This window comes from Pectobacterium sp. PL64 (assembly GCF_022477975.1).
GTDB lineage: Bacteria > Pseudomonadota > Gammaproteobacteria > Enterobacterales > Enterobacteriaceae > Pectobacterium > Pectobacterium jejuense.
On sequence record NZ_CP092070.1, the window covers coordinates 4598890 to 4619172 of the forward strand.

General features: G+C 56.1%; 11 protein-coding genes. 3 read left to right on the forward strand and 8 right to left on the reverse strand.

Translation table 11 applies throughout. The features are described 5' to 3' along the window. Window position 1: 1 nt before the first annotated feature. The 3 genes from tssI to HP572_RS20730 form a co-directional block, all read right to left on the reverse strand. Window positions 2-1855, reverse strand: a complete 1854-nt coding sequence (tssI, locus tag HP572_RS20720) for a type VI secretion system tip protein VgrG (protein WP_240584208.1) — start codon at window positions 1853-1855, stop codon at window positions 2-4. Window positions 1856-1950: 95 nt separating this feature from the next. Continuing rightward, window positions 1951-2469, reverse strand: a complete 519-nt coding sequence (locus HP572_RS20725; RefSeq protein ID WP_040033016.1) for an Hcp family type VI secretion system effector — start codon at window positions 2467-2469, stop codon at window positions 1951-1953. A gap of 462 nt (window positions 2470-2931) precedes the next feature. Beyond that, window positions 2932-4182 (reverse strand): valine--pyruvate transaminase, encoded by a 1251-nt coding sequence (locus tag HP572_RS20730; RefSeq protein WP_240584209.1) that lies wholly within the window; start codon window positions 4180-4182, stop codon window positions 2932-2934. Window positions 4183-4574: 392 nt separating this feature from the next. On the opposite strand from HP572_RS20730, the gene HP572_RS20735 reads away from it, so the two are divergent. The 3 genes from HP572_RS20735 (at window position 4575) to ggt (ending at window position 8728) form a co-directional block, all read left to right on the forward strand. After that, entirely contained in the window at window positions 4575-5783 is a 1209-nt protein-coding gene (locus tag HP572_RS20735; RefSeq protein ID WP_039281510.1) for an aldose 1-epimerase family protein, read from the forward strand. Window positions 5784-5945: 162 nt separating this feature from the next. Beyond that, window positions 5946-6857 carry an EamA family transporter gene (locus HP572_RS20740; protein ID WP_240584210.1) on the forward strand — a complete coding sequence of 304 codons (912 nt, stop codon included), beginning with the start codon at window positions 5946-5948 and terminating at the stop codon, window positions 6855-6857. 77 nt (window positions 6858-6934) lie between these two features. After that, window positions 6935-8728 (forward strand): gamma-glutamyltransferase, encoded by a 1794-nt coding sequence (gene ggt / locus HP572_RS20745; RefSeq protein ID WP_240584211.1) that lies wholly within the window; start codon window positions 6935-6937, stop codon window positions 8726-8728. 44 nt (window positions 8729-8772) lie between these two features. On the opposite strand, the gene bcsC is transcribed toward ggt, so the two are convergent. From bcsC to bcsQ, 5 genes are all read right to left on the reverse strand, one after another. Then, a complete protein-coding gene (gene bcsC, locus HP572_RS20750) occupies window positions 8773-12342 on the reverse strand; it encodes a cellulose synthase complex outer membrane protein BcsC (RefSeq protein WP_240585796.1) in 3570 nt (1189 codons plus the stop codon). Between the two features lie 992 nt (window positions 12343-13334). Then, a complete protein-coding gene (bcsZ, locus tag HP572_RS20755; RefSeq protein WP_240584212.1) occupies window positions 13335-14450 on the reverse strand; it encodes a cellulose synthase complex periplasmic endoglucanase BcsZ in 1116 nt (371 codons plus the stop codon). Between the two features lie 6 nt (window positions 14451-14456). Further along, the gene (gene bcsB, locus HP572_RS20760; protein WP_240584213.1) at window positions 14457-16775 is read right to left on the reverse strand and encodes a cellulose biosynthesis cyclic di-GMP-binding regulatory protein BcsB; all 2319 of its coding nucleotides are present in this window, start codon (window positions 16773-16775) and stop codon (window positions 14457-14459) included. Between the two features lie 74 nt (window positions 16776-16849). Continuing rightward, window positions 16850-19549, reverse strand: coding sequence for a UDP-forming cellulose synthase catalytic subunit (gene bcsA / locus HP572_RS20765; RefSeq protein WP_240584214.1), 2700 nt, complete (start codon window positions 19547-19549; stop codon window positions 16850-16852). Beyond that, a complete protein-coding gene (bcsQ, locus tag HP572_RS20770) occupies window positions 19546-20283 on the reverse strand; it encodes a cellulose biosynthesis protein BcsQ (protein WP_240584215.1) in 738 nt (245 codons plus the stop codon). Before bcsQ ends, bcsA begins: the two co-directional genes overlap by 4 nt.

Genomic DNA, 20283 nt, shown 5'->3' on the forward strand with positions numbered 1-20283 from the left:
CTTAATTCAAATCGATACGGGTGCCGTTCAGCGTCAGGTTATTCCCGACGATCTCAATATCACCGCTGTGTTTGATTGAGATATAGCCCGCACCCGTACCAATCTGAATGCTGCCATCTTCGGCGTGGATAAAGATATCGTTCGTCACCCTCAGCGTTTCGTTGTCTTCCACGACGGTGCTCCGGTTTTTCTTCACCACTACCGTTTGCTCCCCTTGGATCTCAGTAATCTGATCGGCAATGACGGAGACCGTCTGGTTTTGCTGCACGACGACTGTCTGATCGCGGCCAATGTTTTCGTTGTGATCCACATTCACCGATGTACTGCGGTTATTCAGCACTACGGTGTTCATGTCTTTCTGAGCGTGGATAAACACTTCTTCCTGACCGGCCTGATCCTCAAAGCGCAGTTCGTTGAACCCTGCGCCTTTGTGGGTCGTGGTGCGCAGTGTCGTGCGCGTCTTGTTGGCGGGCAGCGGGTAGGGTGATGGATTGGTGGCATGGAAGGTTCTGCCTGTCACGATGGGCTGATCTGGGTCGCCTTCGAGGAAACTCACAATGACTTCATGGCCGATGCGCGGGATGGCGATCAGGCCGTATTGACCTCCGGCCCAGCCTTGGCTGACGCGAACCCAGCAGGAGCTTTGGTCATCGCTAGCGCCGTAGCGGTCCCACGGGAATTGCAGTTTGATACGGCCATATTCGTCGCAGTAGATTTCCTCACCGGCGGGGCCAACCACGGTGGCAATCTGCGGACCATCCACCATCGGTTTGTACGGCAGGTCGGCACGCCAGGTGCTTTTGGCACTGATAACCTCGAAGCTGTTGCTGTAGGTGGTGGGTTCACCGCCGCTTTCCTCTTCCAGCGCCTGCGGCTGCTGCCCGCTGTGGGTGATGGCAACCAGTTGCCAGCCACTATTCAGCATCGGGTTGGGGTGTTCGGTTAAGGTAAAACTGCTGCCCGGCATCAGTTCAGCGGCATTGGATTCACCTGAACCGGTCATCGCGCCCGCTCGCAGTGCGTCCAGCCGATAGCCAGTGAAGGCTTTGCCGCTCGGGTCTTGCTTAAAACGACCGGGGTAGTCGAAGTGCTGATAGCTTTCGCGCTGGTGCTCCAGCTCACCACTCATCTTGTTGTGCAGCAATCCGTAAGCTGGGGTTTTGAAGCTGTAATCTTTCAGCGCCACCTCGGCAGTTCGCACCGCCTCGGCATAGCGGAAACGGCGTACGTACGCTCCTTCGCTCAGCCCCTGTGTGGCAAGGTTGAAAAACAGCTCAGGGCCTTTCACCAGTGCGCCGGCATCGTCGGCAAAAACCAGCCGATGTTTGCCTTCCTCAAACTCATGGAAGAAGTACAAGCCTTCCTCGGCGGCCAGTCGGGTAATAAAGGCTAAATCGCTTTCCCGATACTGCACGCAGTATTCCCGCACCGCGTGCTCGTTACGCAACGCAAAGGCGTAGTCGGTGATGCCAGATTCTTCCAGTAGTGCGCCGATAATCGCTTCCGGTTTCTGTGCCTGAAAGATGCGGGCGTTAGTGCGTAGCCCCAAACGCCACAGCGCCGGACGGACTTCTGCCTGATAGCGCGTGCGGCGAAAGCCGGTGTCGCCCTGCGCGAACGCACTGACAATGCCGCTCACGCGTCTTTGGAGTTCGCCTTCGTACCACACCAGCAGTTCACAGGGCTGGTCGAGAACAGCACCAAAATCGATCCCCGGTAAGGAGCTGGCCAGATTCAGCGACAGGGCAAACGGCTGGTTAAGCGCCTCGCTGAGCTGAAAATCCACCACGGAAAAGGTCGATGCAGGCAATGCGCCGACCTTAACGGTGAACTGTAATCCTGTACTGTTTGCCATCCGTCCTCCTGATGCTGTCATCCACACTCAGGCATGGCGTGGGCCATGGCTCAATGCATAAAACCCGGGACAAGCCCGGGTTGAATACAACAGAATTACGCTTCGACCGGTGCACGCCAGTCATCGGAGCCGGAAGTACCGGCAACGGTGTGCTCCCAGTCGATTTTGCGGTAGGCCAGCGACACTTCGATTAACTGGGTGTAGTCCAGTTTGGACGGATCCTGGCAGTGTGGCATTTTGCAATCGATGTCAACGATGGTGGCATCGGTCAGCACGGTAGAGAAGAAGTGCTCTTGCTTACCTTCAACCGACGTGCGGTACCACTTCAGGGTGACGGTCGGCAGCATTTCGCCAGACGCCAGGGCGTTGTACATCAGCGGAACGGCTTTGTTCAGCGCGACGGTGAATTTGAACGGTTTGTGCACACGCTGGCCGGACGGCTGACCAGACTGCGGGTCAGTTGGTACGGTGACGATGTGTTTGAATTCCTGTACCAGCATTTCGTCTTCGTGGCCTTCCACATAGATATTGCCGACAGAATCAGAAGTGAAAGCACCCGCGGTGATGTTGCCCTGAGTTTTACCTTCGATGCTGATATAGCATGGAGTTGGCATAGTCTTGCTCCTTGTTGTTAAACGGAATGAGTTGTTGAACGGGGTTAGTTCGCCGTTCACATAGCAATCCATGTGCCAAAATTTATCTATTTGTTTTATAAGTAAATTCACCTAATTCAAATTTTTACTAAGCAAAATTTGAGCAAGAAGTTGCGCAGACCTCGTGAATCGTTTGCAGACATTGCGCAAAAAGTGATTTACACCAGAAAGTGAGCAAGAAATTGCGCAGAATGCGCGGTTATGCTGTTATTACCGATTAAAAATGCAAAAAATAATTCTAATATTTAATCGTTAGCTGACTGATTTTATGAACAATAAGAATAGGATGGCAAAAACTGGGAGAGTGAATAAAAAGAGGGGAATATCTGATCTTGGCATACTGCAAGTGGGCAGTAAAAACAGTGGGGCGGTGCTTTGCCCCAACCGTATGTCGTTTAATGACGCGTCTATTTTTGCGGCGAATTAGCCTTCCTGCATCGCTTTTTCCACTTCTTCCGCCAGAATCGCAATACCACGTTCGATTTTTTCCGGCTCCGGCACATAGTTCATGCGCATGCACTGGTGAGCGTGTGGCCAGTCCTGATCTAAGCCGGGGAAGAAATAGTGACCCGGCACCATGAGGACGCCGCGTTTTTTCAGGCGCTGGTACAGGATTTCCGTCGTGATAGGCAGATCCTTAAACCACAGCCACAGGAAGATCGCGCCTTCCGGCTTATGAATCAGGCACTGCTCGGGCGACAGATAGCGGCGAATAATCGCGATAGTTTCCGTTACGCGCTGCTGGTAGAACGGGCGTATGACGTCGCTAGATAAGCGCAGCAGATCGCCACGCTGAATCATCTCGTGCGCCAGCGCTGGGCCGACTGCGCCGGGAGACAGGCTAATGATGCCGTTCATGTTACCCATTGCCGAGATCACTTTTTCATCCGCAATCACGATACCGCAGCGTGAGCCGGGCAGGCCCAGCTTGGACAGGCTCATGCATAGGATGATATTGGGGTTCCACAGCGGCGTGGCATCGCTGAAGATGATGCCGGGGAACGGTACGCCATAGGCGTTATCAATCAGCAGGGGAATTTTGTGCTGCTGTGCCAGAATATCCAGACGCATCAGCTCGTCGTCGGTCAGTACGTTACCGGTCGGGTTGGTCGGACGGGACACACAGATCAGTCCGATCTCATCGGTAATCGACAGGTGATCGAAATCGACGTGATATTTAAATTGCCCTTCGGGCAGCAGCTCGATCTGTGGACGAACGGAGACGAACATATTGTCGTCCAGCCCGGAATCCGAATAGCCGATATATTCCGGTGCCAGCGGGAACAGCACCTTTTTCAGGCTGCCATCGCTGTGGCGACCAGCAAACAGGTTAAATAAGTAGAAAAACGCACTCTGGCTGCCATTTGTCAGTGCAATGTTCTGTGGTCCAATCTGCCAGCCTAATTCATTACTCAGCAGCTCGGCCAGCGCCTTAAGCAGCGTATCCTTACCTTGCGGCCCGTCATAGTTGCATAGCGCTTCCGTTAATTTCCCTTGTTCCAGCATATCCTGACACAGCTGTTTGAAGTAGCTGTCCATCTCGGGAATATGCGCCGGATTGCCGCCGCCCAGCATGATTGCGCCTGGCGTACGCAGCCCTTCGTTCAGGTCGTCCATTAATTGGGTGATGCCAGCGTGGCGCGTGAATTTCTTGCCGAAAAGAGAAAAGTTCATAGTTTATTTATCAGTGGTCGTACACAGGTTACCGGCAACCATAGCGCTTGCGCCAATAGGGTGCAATGTGGTCAAAAAACAGACTGGTAATTTTTTATCCCGCATAGCGTTTACTATTTAGAATAACTTGCTGATTTTAACATGAGTGCGGAAATGATTTCAGACAGTCGGATTTATGTTGCTGAAACGATGTCAGCTTTTGCCGATCGATCTCTCAATAATTCTGCAATTATAGATGCCATTCATAGTGAATTAGTGATGCTAATCGGATAAATAACGCGACAATGCCGAATTTTTCCATCTGGTGATAGCTATCACATTCTGACCGTCAGCTGATTTGTAGTCTTTAGCTCGCATTAGCTAAAACAATTCAGCAGAGAGGGATGGTTAACATGAAAAAATTACTGGCTATAGGCATTACACTGGCGCTGACATCATGGCAATTATCGGCGCAGACGTTTGTGCTGACAGATGCTGAAAGCAGTGTGGAAAAGGGAAATTGGCAAATTGGCAGTGATGCCCTGAAGATAAAAAATCAGCACTTCAGCATCGAGCAAAAAGTCCTGCACGGCGGACGTCAGGAAGGCAGTAAAGTGATCACGATTACCAGTCAGGACGGCCTGAAAATTGCCCTCAGCCCGACGCGAGGGATGAACTTGCTGCATGTGACGGGAAAAAACATCCGTTTAGGGTGGGATTCGCCGGTTGATGAGGTCGTCAACCCGAATACCATTAATCTGGAAAGCCGTAACGGACTGGGCTGGCTGGAAGGTTTCAATGAGATGATGGTGCGCTGCGGCTTCGAATGGACAGGGCACCCGGTCGTCAGCGATGGCATGATCTATACCCTGCATGGCCGAGCGGGCAACACGCCAGCTTCAAAAGTGGTCGTGGAAGTCAGCGATACAGCGCCGCATACCATTACGGTGCGCGGCCTGCTGAAGGAAAACAGCTTTAAGAAGTCGAATCTGGAAACCTGGACCGAGCTGCGTTACGTCCCCGGCAGCGAGTCGTTTACCGTGCACGATGTGCTGACCAACAAAGCCGACTACGCGCGCGACTATCAGATTATCTACCACAGCAATTTCGGTACGCCAATTCTGGAAGAAGGCGCGCGTTTCATCGCACCGGTAAAAGACATTTCTCCGTTTAATGACCATGCCAAAGCGGGTCTGGCAACCTGGCAAACCTACAAAGGCCCGACAAAAGACTTTGATGAAATGGTGTTCAACATTACGCCGTATACGGATGCACAGGGTAAAACGCTGGCGGCGCTGGTGAACAAGGCGGGAGATAAGGGCGTGTCGATTGCCTTTGATACTCATCAACTGCCGCTGCTGACGCTGTGGAAAAACACGGACACGGAAAAACAGGGCTACGTCACGGGGATCGAACCCGGCACGAACTACGCCTATCCGGTTACGATTGAACGTGAACAAGGGCGGGTCAAAAAGCTACAGCCCGGTCAGAGCACGACATTTGAGCTGACATATAGCTTGTTGAGTAGCGCTGATGCGGTACAGAAAACGGAGCAGAAAGTGAAAGCCATTCAGGGTGACAATAAAACCACGCTGACGGAAAAACCTATCGCCATCGAGTAACGTTATCTATGCCGACCACAGAATCTGGTGGTCGGCTATCTCACGTCATGGTTACGCTTAGTCATTGTCACGTAACGTCATAATTATCTTTTCTTATCCGTTTTTTCATTTTACGCGTACCTTGAGGAAGGTATTTGTTACGTATTTGATCAGGGGATGAGGATGTCGTTGAAAGATGCGCTGCTTGCGCTTTGTGTTGTCGTGCTATGGGGCGTGAACTTCGTGGTGATCAAGGTTGGGCTGAACGACATGCCGCCTTTCTTACTTGCAGGACTACGTTTTTCGCTGGTGGCGCTCCCGGCCATTTTCTTTGTTCCTTTCCCACGTATTCCCCTGAAATGGCTGCTCGCCTATGGCATGACGATCAGCTTCGGCCAGTTTGGCTTCCTGTTCCTCGCTATCAAACTGGGTATGCCTGCGGGAATTGCCTCGCTGGTGTTACAGGCTCAGGCCTTTTTTACGCTGCTGGTTGGCGCGGTCTTGCTGTCGGAAAAGCTGCGCTGGAATCACGTTGTCGGGATTCTGGTGGCGGCGCTAGGGATGGTGGTGCTGGCAGAAGGCCGTACCGCGCTGCAAATGTCATCCGGAATGACCGCCACCACGCTGCTACTGACGCTGGCGGCGGCGCTGTCGTGGGCGGTGGGCAACATCATCAATAAAGTGATCATGAGCCAAAACAGCGACGTGCGCATTATGTCGCTGGTGGTGTGGGGAGCGCTGGTGCCTGTCGTGCCGTTTTTCATCAGCTCCTGGCTGTTTGAAGGTCGGGACGCGATTGTCCATAGTTTAACTACCATCCAACTGCCGACGATTTTATCTCTGGTTTATCTGGCATTTGCGGCAACCATCATCGGCTACGGGATTTGGGGAAGCCTGCTGGCTCGCTATGAAACCTGGCGTGTGGCACCCCTGTCGCTGCTGGTGCCGGTGGTTGGGTTGGTCAGCGCGGCCGTTTTTCTTGGCGAATCGCTCTCGCTACTGCAAATCGTGGGCGCAATGCTGATTATGGTCGGCCTGTTGGTGAATGTGTTTGGTGCGCGGCTGCGTTTACGGCTGCGCTCCCAGCCGCTGTAGCACAAGGTCGAACCGCTAAGGATCATGGACGTGCGATAAAACGCACTCAGTGAAATCAATGGAATAAAGGAGTTTTCATGAGAATAAGAAACACAGTATCGGGAAGAACGGTAGCGGGAAAATGGCTGTTGTCATTGAGCGTGACGGCGCTGCTGGTGAGTGGAGCCGTGCAGGCAGCATCGGCCCCTGCGGTGGAAGCGAAAAACGGTATGGTGGTCAGCTCGCAGTATCTGGCTTCACAGATTGGCGTCGATATCATGAAAATGGGCGGCAATGCGATTGATGCCGCTGTGGCCGTGGGTTACGCGCAGGCGGTGGTGAACCCCTGTTGTGGCAATATCGGCGGCGGTGGGTTTATGACGCTGCATCTGGCCGATGGGAAAGACACCTTTATCAACTTCCGTGAAACGGCACCGGCGGCGGCCAGCGCCAACATGTACCTGAACGCGGATGGAAGCGTGAAAAAAGACGCGAGCCTATACGGCTATCTGGCCGCTGGCGTGCCTGGAACGGTGCTGGGGCTGGATACCGCGCTGCAAAAATACGGCAAATTGACGCGCGAACAGGTGATGGCACCGGCGATTAAGCTGGCGCGTGAAGGCTTTGAACTTACGCGAGCAGACACCGATATTCTGGACACCACGGTCAAGCGCTTCAAAGCCGATCCTGAAGCGGCGCGTATTTTCCTGCGCCCTGATGGCAGTGCATTGCAGCCCGGCGATAAGCTGGTGCAAACCGATCTGGCGAATACGCTGGCAGCGATTGCCGCTAAAGGGCCGGATGCTTTCTACAAGGGCACGATCCCGCAGACGGTGGAGAAGGCGGCAAAGCAGGGCGGTGGGATTCTGACGGCGGCTGATTTTGCCAATTACCGTATTACCGAAACGGCGCCGGTAACCTGTAACTATCGCGGTTATCAATTTGTCTCTTCGCCGCCACCCAGCTCCGGTGGCGTCACAATGTGTGAAATTCTCAATATTGTCGAAGGTTACGACATTAAATCGACGGGCTTCAATTCGGCAGCCACCGTGCATGTGCTGACGGAAGCGATGCGTCATGCCTACATGGACCGTAACACCTACCTCGGCGATCCGGAATTTGTGAGTAATCCCGTCGAGCGCCTGTTGAGTAAGGACTACGCTGCTGAAATTCGCAAAAAAATCGAACCGGAGAACGCGACGCCATCCCAAAACGTGCAGCCGGGGATTGGCCCGCACGAGCGACCGGAAACGACGCACTACTCCATCGTGGATAATCAGGGCAATGCGGTGTCCACCACGTACACCGTGAACGGGCGTTTTGGTTCAGTGGTGATTGCACCGGGGACGGGCTTCTTCCTCAATAACGAAATGGATGACTTTACCGTGAAGGTTGGCGAGAAAAACCTGTACGGATTGGTGCAAGGGGAACGTAATTCGATCGCCCCCGGTAAGCGCCCACTTTCGTCCATGAGCCCGTCACTGGTGACGAAAGACGGTAAAGTCTTCATGGTGCTCGGCTCTCCCGGTGGTTCACGCATTATCACCATCACGCTGCAAACGGCGCTGAATATCATCGATCACGGCATGGCACCGCAGGAAGCGGTGGACGCACCGCGCATCCATCATCAGTGGCTGCCGGACGAGGTGTATTACGAACAGCGCGGGCTGTCTGCCGATACGCTGAACCTGCTGAAGCAGCGCGGCTACAAGATGGTGGAACAGACCCCTTGGGGCGCCGCGGAGCTGATTCTGGTCGGCCTACCGGGTGCGGCGGGCGTGACGCCTGCGGATTCGGGTAATGACTCGGCGGTATCCGGCAAAGTGCGTGAAGGTTACCTGTACGGCGCAAATGATATCCGCCGCCCAGCCGGGGCACCGATAGGGTATTGATCGGAAAGCATGTCAGGGGAAGCGAATAGCTTCCCCTGATGCGGCTACTTAAAGTCCGCGTACGGCGTGAGCGGCTGTGGTGGGCTGTCGAGATCGCCCTGCCAGCCGGAAGCGGAGTAGCGTAGGTAGATGAGGCCGTGGCTTGGGGTGTAGTCCTTCGCTTGCTGAATGTCGATACCGACGCCCAGCGTCCAGTGTGAGCTGAGGCGGCGTTCGACGATGGCACGCGCCGTGTAGCCGAAGCCGGAACTGCTGCTGCCCTGTTCGATGGCGTCTCGGTCGGTGAGTGCAGCGTTGCCCAGTAGGCCGGTCAACGGATAGCGGCGCTGATCTTTGGTAGAAGAACGTGACCACGACAGCGATCCGCCGAGTTCCCACGACCAGTTTTCCGTTCGCTGCCGGTAGTTCACCAGCACGCCCAGCGAGAAGTACTGCTGCGGGCTGTAGTAGCCACCCTGACCGAGCGAGTAACCGCTTAAATCCTTCTGGTGACGCCACCACATGCTGTTCAGGCCGACTGTGACGTGTCGATTATCCTCGTTAATCAGCTTGTAGTAATAACCTGCCATCGCGCGGGCGCGGTCATTATCGGCCACGTTTTTACCCGTAATCTGGTGGACGCTGAAATCACTCCAGATGCCGTGTGCTTCGCCCCGATCGTAGCTCAGCCCGAGACTGATGCCCGTGGCGCGCACGCCGCCCCAGGTAACGCCGGTGCCAGGGTCTTTGGTGCCGCCGAACGCCAACAATGAGCTGGATATGGGGCGGCGCGATGCCGTCGCGGTCCAGCCGATTTGCCGCCAGTCACCGCTGTAGCTTGCGCCACCGACGATATCGACCACGTCGAAGCCGAGCGGTGTGGTGCCGATATCCGCCGACCAGCGATCGTTCTTCCAGCCTGCGGCGACGCTGGTGCCGGTGGCTTTCTGCGATTTGCCGTCGAAGCAGTCCTGTGTGGCACAGGTGCCGAAAGTTTCCCGGTAGGCACCGTTGCTGTCCGTTGAGAAGGAGCCGGCGTTCATCTGTACGGTATCGGTGCGGAAGAAGGCGCGGCCGTCGTACAGCGGCATGTCTATCTGCAACAGGGTGTTGTGGGCGCTCAGATCGGAAATCCCGCCGGTACCGCTCGAACTCCCGTAATCGTGATCAAGCGTGACGGTCACATCCTGCTTACGATACAGATCTGCCGCATCGGCGCGGATGCTGCGCTGTAGCCAGTCGTCCCCTGCCTGATTGCGCGTCAGCTGGGTGTAGTCATCGTCGCTTTGCGGCAGAGCGGGCGTGATGCCGCTGGCGACCATCGCCTGTTTATAGTCCTGCTGCGCTTGCTCTGGTTGAGACTGCTGCTGTTCAACACGCGCCGCATCGCGATAGACCAATGCCTTGGTCTGACCGACAGGTTCTTTCTGCGCATCGATTCTTAGCTGGCGGAAAAGTGCCGTCGATTTTTGCGGATTTCCGACCGCTTGCCAAGCGTTGGCGACGCGCCGCTGCGCGTTGAGGGTATCTGCCGCCTGCGTCGGGAGCTGGTTCAGACGCTGGCGTGCCTCATCTTGCCGACCCTGCGCGATAAACGCGTCGATCTCGCCTAATTGTGCGTCGGGATTCTGCGGTTCCCGCGTGCGGATGCGTTGATAATCCGCCAGCGCCGTCGCGTATTCACCTCGTGCCAGCGCCCAGTCTGCCAGCAGCAGATCGATACGGGTATCGGCTGGCTGCTGACGCAGGAAAGCGATAGCGGCGGGTTCGTCACCCGCATCGCGCATGGCTTCTGCTTTCGCCAGCGTGGTCTGCATCGTCAGACGTTGGGATAAATCGCGCATGTCGTCGCTCCACTGTGCTGCGGGAAGCGTATTCAGGTGAGCGAGTGCTTGCTCATCGCGATTGGTCGATGACAGGTAAAGTGAGTAAACGTAGTGCTTCTGAGCGTCGACCGGTGGCACGGCAGTTGCGCGTTGTACCACGTTGTCGGCCTGCTGCATTTGCCCCAGTTGGCGCAGCGTCTGGGCATAGCGATAGGCAAACCAAATATCGTTCGGATCCTGCTGGTTCGCCTGACGATACTTCTCTTCCGCCTGCGTCCACTGCTGCTGCTCTGCAAGTTGGTCCGCCTGCTGTTTCAGGATATCGAGTTGTAGTGCGGCAAGCGTCTCCCGCATCGTGTTCTGCTGGCTGCGCGACAGGCCGTTGAGGTAAGTGAGTGCTTTCTCCGGCGACTGCCGCTGATAAATACCGACCAGACCGCGCAGGGCGTTATCGTTGCCGGGTTCAAGGTGTAAAGCCTGCTGATAGAGCGGCAGGGCGGCAGTATCGTTTTGGCTGGCAACGGCGACATCGCCCAAACCAATTAGTGCATAAGGATTGGTGTTATCCATCTGACGAGCCTGCTGATATTTCTGGCGCGCCAGCGGGAGGTTATTGGCTTTCAGCGCATTGTCGCCTTCCGCAATGGTGTTCCAATATTGCGTGCTTTGGATAAGTCCTTCCCACTTGCCGCTGTTCAGGCGATTCACATCTGCCTGTAGTGCTTGCTGGAACTGCGCCAGCGCTTTTACCCGATCGCCAGCGCGCAGATAAACCAGACCAATAGCGCCGATCAGTTCGGGGTCGTTTGGTGTGGTGGCCAGCGCCTTATTCAATTCGCCAAGCGTGGCACTATTGCCGCCACCATCTTCAATCTGTGCCAGTGCGCGCAGCCGGCCTTGATAAACGGGATCGGCTAATATTCCCTGCTGACGGCTGAGTTCTTTACGTGCCGTATCCGCCTGTTCGCCTTCATCAAACACGGTCAGAAAGCGGTTGAGTTCCGCCACACTTTGTGGCGTGACCAGCATCCGACCAATAATTTCCAGCCACAGCGAGGCCGCCTGACTGCGTCCGACGGGATCGTTAGAAAGCTGTTTGAGGAGGGGATAGGCTTGCTCATTGCGATTCTGGCTGAACAACAGCCGCGCCAGCACCATACGCAGCGGTACATTATTCGGATAGGCCTGATCTAACGTCTCCAGTTGTTTAATCGCCAGAGGTTGTTGGTTGGGTAAGCGTGAGACCAGCCGCCAATACTCTACGGCAAGATCGAGCGTTGGGGGCTCGCCGTGAAAGAGCGAGTCATACTGCGCTTTGGCTTCCGCATAGCGCCCGGCGGTAGATAACAACCGCGCCTGCTGTAATTGTTGACGAGCGGTTTCCTGCGTCAGCGCCAGCGTGATTTCTGCCTGCCGGTAGAGGGCGGAATCGGGAGCCACGGTTTTCAGCTTGTCCAACTGCTGGCGCGCCTGAACCTGATCGCCTTGACGCAGTGCCAGCCGCAATCTGGCGGCGATAACCTCTGGGTTATCCGGGTTGATAAGCTCCAGTCGATGGAGCGACTGACGCACAATATCGTCTTTGTTGCTGGCTTCTCCCAAACGCACCTGCTCCATAAGGAACTGCTCTGGCGACGTAGTTTCCGCACTGGTTGCCTGCGGCGCAGTAACCAGCAATAACGGGAGCAGGCGCAGCCAGTTCAGCGCCAGATTGTTGGCTTTCAATGCGTTGTCACCTTTCGCGATCGTGGTCCAATCTTGCGTATTTTGGATGAGTCCTTCCCATCTACCGCTGTGAAGACGGCTCATATCCACCTGTAATGCCTTCTGGAACTGTGCCAGCGCTTTTTTCCGATCGCCTTCGCGCAGGTAAACCAGAGCTATCGCGCCTATAAGTTCAGGGGTATTTGGCGTGGCAGCCAGCGCTTTATTCAGTTCATTGAGCGTGGCGCTATTGCCACCGCTGCTTTCACCCTGTGTCAGATTACGGAGGCGTGCCTGATAGGTTGGATCGGCTAACATTTTCTGCTGGCGATTGAGCTCTTTGCGCGCGGTTTCTGCCTGTTTTCCTTCATTAAACAGGGTCAGAAAGCGATTTAACTCGGCCACGCTCTGCGGCGTGACGGGCAGCCGCCGAATGATTGCCAGCCATAGCGACCCCGCCTGACTGCGTCCGACGGGAGCGTTAGCCAACTGTTTCAGCAGAGGATAGGTCTGTTCATTACTATCCTGACTGAAGAGTAAGTATGATAACGCCATGCGCAGCGGAACATTGTCAGGGTAAACCTGATCCAGTGCGCTCAGTTGCTTAATCGCGTTCGATGCCTGATTCGGTAAGTGAGAAACCACACGCCAATATTCCACGGCAAGATCGAGCGTGGGGGGCTCGCCGTGAAAGAGCGTGTCGTACTGCGCTTTGGCTTCTTCGTAGTGTCCGGCGGTAGATAGCGAACGAGCCTTCTGTAACTGTTGGCGCATATCTTCCTGCGTCAGTGCCAGTATCATGTTTGCATGACGATAGACGGTGGAATCGGGTGCCAACGTTTTCAGTTTCTCTAGCAACTGACGAGCCTGTGTTTGATCGCCTTGACGCATCGCCAGCCGTAATTTAGCGGCGATCACCTCGGGGTTATTGGGTGCGATAAGGTCCAATCGATAGAGCGACTGACGCACGAGTTCGTCTTTGTTGCTGGCTTCTCCCAGACGTACCTGTTGCATCAAAAATTGCTCGGGCGGCGCGGTTTCTGCGCTGTATGCCTGCGGTGCCGCAATCAGCAATAACGGGAGGATGCGCAGCCAGTTTACGGTGTGGTTGTGCATTGGCTGCTCCGAGACGGTAAAAGTTGGCCTTGCGAAGTGAAGCGATAGCGCTTCTGATCCCATCCCTGACCAAAGAGCGTCAGAGAGGCGGAGAAATACGCATCGTCACCCGGTGGATTGCCGGCGATCCGCTGTCGCTGGGCAGCCAGGGCGTCCGGTTGACGAGAGAGCATCGGCAGCAGTGAGGCGGAAAAGCCTACCGATCCCTGTCCGGTGACGGTGCCTGTCGCGGTGTCCGCTTTTTCGGGCGGTAGCCCTTGCTGGATGGTCTGCTGCATCATCGGCTGAAACTGTTTGAGTAAGTCGGTTTTCCCTCTGCTGCTGTCGGCCATCATCCCCGCCCACAGATAGACGCGGATAGCGTCATAGCTGCCGACATTGGGTTTGGTGGTATCGGGCTGCCAGCCTTTGTCTTTTTGCCAGATGACCCAGTCAGGCGAAAACCCTTTTGGCGCGGTTTCTAGCAGGAGGCGCTGCGTGGTGCGCTGCATCGCTTTCCACTTCTCATCCAGCGCAGCAAATCGGGCCAGCAGCTGCGGCGGGAGGTAGCTAGGGTTCAAGCGCCAGCTCTCTTTCTCGGCGAAACCCACTTTTCCGGGTAATAGCATCACGCCCAGCCCCGGAATCGTCACCACCTCTTCTTTGGCGATACGCGCGAGCAGCGCGGTGCCCAGCGCCTGATAGCGCGCTTCTTCCCACAGTCGACCAGCTTCAAGCAGGCTATAGGCAATCCACAGGTCGGCATCGGAAGCCGAGTTCGGATCCAACACCGTCCACTGCTTATCCTTGCTCTCTCCCCACAGCCAGGCTGGTAGGTTCGCGCGCAAATCACCCGCGGACAGGTTGTTTTCTGTCCATGTCAGCAGCCGATCAAACATCTCGCGATCGTTGGCAGCCAGCGCAAAGAACATGGCGTAACTTTGCCCTTCGGACGTGGTGATTTTATTGGGGGTGGAGGTATCAATCACCCGTCCTTCCGCGCTGATGTAATACTGCTTGTACTGCTCCCAGGCAGGCCAGTCACAGACGGCGGCGGTGGCCAGAGAAGCCCATAGCCACAGCAGCATGGGAGTCAGGTAACGCAGCACGCGTGGCATGGTGCGTTAGTCCCTTTCATCCGGCGACAGGCGACGGCGACTGAAGAGTTTCAGGCCACGCCACATCAGCCAGGCAACAATAACGACGGTAAGGGTCAATATGATCGCCAGCCAGACGGGATGCTGCGCCATGACGTGCCAGACACGTTCCCACCACGGCAGGTGGCCGACATAGTAAATATCGCCGACGCGCAGATTATTGATGCCCGACTCGCGGATGACGGAAACGGAACCGAACAGCGAGGCTCTTTTTTCGCTGTCGATCAGCGTGTTGTTGAGTAGCGTATATCCCTGCGGGCTATCGGCCAGCAGGGCAACAACGCTGCGCTGATCGTGGTACGGAGACTGGAAGCCGATAATTGCCGACATCGCGCCGTCACTACTGACGGTGGTTTTGCTGTCTGGTTTCGCGTCAGATTCAGGTGAGCCCATGTCTGGGATAGCGGCCTGACGTGTCGGTTGCTTGATCCAGCTTTGCGTTTGCTCGACCAGCAGGTTGATTTTGCTGTTGTCGTGTAGGTCCGGCGGGATAGCGCCGATCATCAAAATATCGAGGTCCTGTTTGTCTACCTGCGTCCAGTCATCGCTGAGCTGTACCGCTAACGCCGGGTAACCGGTTTGTGCGCCAATATTACCGATGGCGTTCAGCATGGCGCTGACCTGAGCCGGCTGTGGTTGCTTGTTCACCAGCACCAGCGTTTGTGACAGGTCAGCCAGTCGGCTGAACGGGTAGCCTGCATTGGCAAAGGCACGCAGATCCGGCATCGCCATAAAGTGGCGATAGCCAGAGAAGTTAATCGTCGAAGAGCTATCGATAACGGCGTGATTGACGACCGGCGTATAGGTTTCGCAGCGGTCGGCGGTGCCGCTGGAAAGCAGCGTGGTGTAGTTGAAATCAAAACGTAACTGGTTGGTGGTGCCCAGTTTCAACGCCGGAATGGACAGGCTCTTGTCGGAATCCCATAGCCCCTGCGTGAGCGGCAGGCGCATCAACAGGGAATTCTGGTCTTGCTCCGGTGCTAATGAGAAGGCCTGCACAAACTGGTTGTTCAGATTGATGGTCAGGCGCGAGCCATCCAAAATCTGCGGTGCGGTGTAGCGGTATTTCAGGCGTATATCGATACCCTGACTGCGGATCAGGAACAGGTCAGGCGGCAGGTTCATGGTCAGAGAAATCGGCCGGGGCACGATACCGTCGGTTTGCAACTGTTCGTTATATTGCTGCAGTTCGGCGAAGGTCATCGGGCGGTCGGTGCGAACCCAGTTTGGCGCATCGTACGGCTGGCGTGGGGCGAGCTGTTCGACCTTATCGATGGTGACGCTTTGCCCACGGAATAACGCGTTCCCCTGTGCAATGCCCTGCACGGCGGTAAGCAGTTCATTGTCATCACGTCCCTGAACCAGCAGCAGCTTCACGTGAGGATCGTTAGGATGGCTGATGATAGACACCGTTGGTCCGTTCACGGCGGGAGTATCGCGCAGGAAATCCGGTCGCTTATCGTTCGTGGCGAACACAACACCGTGACTATTCGGCAACTGGTTGAAGAGGGCAGGGAAAGACTGCCCGCGCCATTGTGCTTTGCTGCCAAACCACGAGGCGAGTACCGCGGCGGCACGCTGTTGCACCAGATCCGGTTGGTCGGCAAAGACGATGGGCAGCGTCAGCGGGCGGGTATCGCGGCTGTCAAAAAACGGTGCAGGGAACGGCGACAGATCGTCCTTTAGCGTCAGCTTCTGGAATTGTAGGTTGAGCGCGCTGGCTTTGCTGACATCCAGCCACAGACTGGTGCTGGCTGGGTTTTCACAAATGTTCTGATAATGGCCGACGAACACCAACTGCATGCGGTTAAAATCCGTGATGTAGCGCGGATCGATAGGAATGCGAACGCGGTTGGATTTCCCCATCTGTTCTTTGCTAATCGTGGTGACACCCATTAGCTCATTGTTCAGGTAAACCTTGATATGCGACTCGGTGGGGATCAGCGCTGGTGACGGGGTAAACTCAAGATCGAGCGAAGCCTGTGTCACCACTTCGTCGCTGCGAACGCCAAACTCAATCTGCCCGTCGGGATTGATACCGCGTAGCGCAAAGGCGCCCGGCGCAGGCGCGATTTGCGCAAACGGCATCACCACGTTGCGCACGGCGGCGTTGGTCGCCGGTTGCGCCGGAGGAATCGCTGGCATTGTCATTGCTGGCGTTGTAGTGGCAGGCGGCTGGGTTGCATCCCCCGTTGCCGGCGTTGGTGCGTGCGGCGCGGTGACAGCCTGAGATAATGAGCTGACGCCTAAAGCCAATGCGGTGAACCAGATTATTTTTTTCGTCATCGTGTCATCATCAATGTTAAGGGCCTTTCTCGTTGTCAGGAGAAAGGCCGTTGATCACGGCCTGTGAATGGCAATCAAGCCACTGTCTTTTCTGTAAACAGGTTCTCTTGTGCAAATCGCGTTTCATGGGCAGACGGCGTCTTGCCCTGATGTACGGTTTTTTCCGGCAGCGCAGCGCCCGTCTGGTCTGTTACGGTGCGTTTCCCTACATAGCGCGGGATGAATGACACCACCCACACCACGATATTGAGGAAGGCCAGGATAATGTTGCGTATGACGGGCGGCGCGTAATCGGCCAGACGCAGATAGCCTCGAAAGCCGAGTGCCAGTACATCAACCAGACTTTCGACCGGTTTATCCTGCGGGAAACTGTCTTGACAGAGCGCCCAGGTGTCGGCGCGGGCAAACGTACATTGAATGAAATCAATATGCTGGCGGATGGTCAGGTTGGCCATGCGCAGGCCAATCTTATTATCGAACGCGCGGGTGACGCTGAACGGGAAGGCGTACTCCTGCTGACCGCGTTTTAGCAACAGCGAGACGTTGTCCCCGACCTGAAGAATGCCCGATTCACGCGCTTCAATGCCCACGCCGCCATCGGAATAGTCGCGCAGGACGCAGGGGAAAAGATGCCCATCGGCACGGAGGATCGCGGCGGACATCGACATTTCCACCCGGTGGGCCTGACGCACCTGTTTGGCTTCTACGGCAACCGCGACGGCTCCGCCTAAAATGGTCATGTTGTACACAACCCAGAGCAGGCTGATGAGTACCGTCGTGATCTCTTCCGGCGGCCCGTAAACCAGACGCCAGATGCCATACGCCACCCCGGCGATGTTCAGCAGCACCAGCACCAGATAAGGCCGCGTAATCACCCAGTCGACATGCTGTTCTTCAACCAGCCCACCTTTGGCCGTCACGTTGAATTTCCCTTTGTGCGGGTTAAACAGTGCGACGGTAGTCGGGCGAGCGATATACCACGCCAGCACGGTTTCATAGATCTCGCTCCAGAACGAGTGACGGTAGCGCCCCTGAATGCGTGAGTTGGTCAGGCTGGCGTGCACCATGTGCGGCAGCACGTAGAGCGCGATGGCCAGCGCCGGAGCGAAAATGATGTAAGCATGCAGCAGGAGAAACGCCAGCGGCGCAGTCAGGAAGATCAGCCGCGGAATACCGGACAGAAAGTGCATCATGGCGTTGGCATAACACAACCGCTGCCCCAGTTTCAGCCCCTTGCCGAACAGCGGGTTATCCAGCCGGAAGATTTGCACCATGCCGCGCGCCCAGCGAATACGCTGCCCGATGTGCGCCGAAAGGCTCTCGGTCGCCAGTCCGGCGGCCTGTGGAATACGGATATACGCCGAGCTGTAGCCAAGGCGATGCAGGCGCAGTGAGGTGTGGGCATCTTCCGTTACCGTTTCGACCGCAATTCCGCCAATCTCATCCAGCGGTTTACGCCGCAGGATGGCACAGGAGCCGCAGAAGAACGTGGCATCCCACATGTCGTTACCGTCCTGAACCAGACCGTAGAACAGCGTGCCTTCATTGGGCGTGCGGCGGAAGCGGCCCAGATTGCGTTCGAACGGATCGGGCGAGAAGAAATGGTGCGGCGTTTGCAGCATCGCCAGCTTTTTGTCTTTGAAGAACCAGCCCATGGTTAATTGCAGGAAGGAGCGGGTAGGGACGTGGTCGCAGTCGAAAATGGCGACGAACTCGCCTTCCGCCTGTTTCAGAGCGTTGTTGATGTTCCCGGCTTTGGCGTGTTCGTGCGTGACGCGGGCGATGTAATGGACGCCGACTTCTTCTGCGAAGGCTTTAAATTCGGCGCGCCCGCCGTCATCCAGAATATAAATATTCAGCTTATCTTTAGGCCAGTCGATACCTAGCGCGGCATACACCGTCGGTTTCACGACACTCAGCGGTTCATTGTAGGTTGGGATCATAAGGTCGACGGTCGGCCACGTTTTGCTGTCTTCCGGCAGCGAAACCGGATAGCGGTTCAGTGGCCAGATCGTCTGGAAATAGCCCAGAACCAACACCACCCAGGCATAGGTTTCCGCTGCCAGCAGCAGCAGGCCGCAGATCAGACTCAGCGGATCGTCCCAATTTAGCGTTTCGGTGTAGCGCCACCACAGGTAACGGCAGGAAACCGTGAAAGAAAGGGCGATCATCATGAGCGTCGGCATGCGTCCCGGCATGTTGCGAACGAGCATGGCGATGCACCACAGCAGCGTCATGAAAATAAACTGCGACAGCAAATCAAACGGCTGCGTGATGCACAGCAGCGCCAGCGCCGCACATAGCAGGCTCAGCGCGACCGTCACCAGCCTCTGGAAGCGGCTCATCTTGGCGGAGCCTGACTCATGGTCTTCGCGATCGTCAGCATTCTCGTGGCTAAAGCGGGCGAACAGCGCTTGCTGCGCGTTCATGTAGCGTTGCCGCCAGCGTGGTAACGCGGAGAAGTAATTGCGGCGTGATGTCGGCAACTGGCCGTTTTTGATGGTCAGCAGCCAAATACCCTGCGTCAGATAGCGAAGAATATCGGCCGGACGCGGGCGTTGAGGCGAAATGTGTGGGAACCAGTAGGTTCGCTGCGCGCGAATCTGTTGCCAGCCCTCAGACTCCAGCCGCAGGAAGATCCAGCCGAGTATCGCAAATAGCGTGGCGAAAAAGGCGGCAAAGGCGGAGGCACCCTGCTGACGATAGCCGCGGTAGCGTTGCTGTATTGCCTGTCTGGCGGGCGGGACGAGAAAGAGGCGCAGGATCCCGCTCATACGCCGTTTTCCTTAACGTGAATCAGGCACCAGTTTGCCAGTGTCATGATCTCTTCCGCTGACACGCTGTCCGGGCGACATTCGCCCAGCGGCTGCTTCAGCATCAGCGATTCTGCCAGGGCTTCGTCGCGGTGTATCACCAGCGGCAGCAGGTGTGACAGCGTGTGCAGCCAGAGCTGGTGCAAATCCTGCTGGAGCGTACTGAGAGTAGAAAATTGATTCACCAGAAAATGGCACTGACGCGGCAACGCTTGCTGATGTAAGCGCGAATGGCAGTTGGCATCGGCCACCATCACCTGAAAAACGGTATTCGCGGTGGCTAACGCCTGCCGCGTGAGTGGGCTATTGTCCGCTGGTACATCAATCAGTATCCAGCGATGGCGACCCGCCGTGCTGAGCTGTGCCAGATTGTTTTGCCAGCGTGCGGGGTGCTGGTGGTAATGCTGTTGGAGCGTCGCGATCTCCTGTGTATTCAGGCGACCAAACGGCAGAAAATCCAGACCGGGGAGATACTGCATGGCACCGGTTTGCCACGGTGCGCCATCGGCTTCTGCCCGTGCCCAGCCGCGGCTTTGCTCAAACGGCATATTAAAATTAATGCGCAGCAAGTTGTCCGGCGAAAAATCAATCACCAGTGCGGATTCGCCCAGCCGTTGGAAGGCCCAGCCCAGCGCGGCGGCGATTGAGGTGGTGCCTACACCTCCACGGATTCCCTGCAAAGCAATCACGGGCAT

Coding starts and splice junctions, on each gene's coding strand:
- HP572_RS20730 (WP_240584209.1), bottom strand. CDS start 4,182: ATGAACTTTTCTCTTTTCGGCAAGAAATTCACGCGCCACGCTGGCATC.
- bcsB (WP_240584213.1), bottom strand. CDS start 16,775: ATGACGAAAAAAATAATCTGGTTCACCGCATTGGCTTTAGGCGTCAGC.
- tssI (WP_240584208.1), bottom strand. CDS start 1,855: ATGGCAAACAGTACAGGATTACAGTTCACCGTTAAGGTCGGCGCATTG.
- HP572_RS20725 (WP_040033016.1), bottom strand. CDS start 2,469: ATGCCAACTCCATGCTATATCAGCATCGAAGGTAAAACTCAGGGCAAC.
- HP572_RS20740 (WP_240584210.1), top strand. CDS start 5,946: ATGTCGTTGAAAGATGCGCTGCTTGCGCTTTGTGTTGTCGTGCTATGG.
- bcsQ (WP_240584215.1), bottom strand. CDS start 20,283: ATGCCCGTGATTGCTTTGCAGGGAATCCGTGGAGGTGTAGGCACCACC.
- bcsC (WP_240585796.1), bottom strand. CDS start 12,342: ATGAGCCGTCTTCACAGCGGTAGATGGGAAGGACTCATCCAAAATACG.
- bcsZ (WP_240584212.1), bottom strand. CDS start 14,450: ATGCCACGCGTGCTGCGTTACCTGACTCCCATGCTGCTGTGGCTATGG.
- bcsA (WP_240584214.1), bottom strand. CDS start 19,549: ATGAGCGGGATCCTGCGCCTCTTTCTCGTCCCGCCCGCCAGACAGGCA.
- HP572_RS20735 (WP_039281510.1), top strand. CDS start 4,575: ATGAAAAAATTACTGGCTATAGGCATTACACTGGCGCTGACATCATGG.
- ggt (WP_240584211.1), top strand. CDS start 6,935: ATGAGAATAAGAAACACAGTATCGGGAAGAACGGTAGCGGGAAAATGG.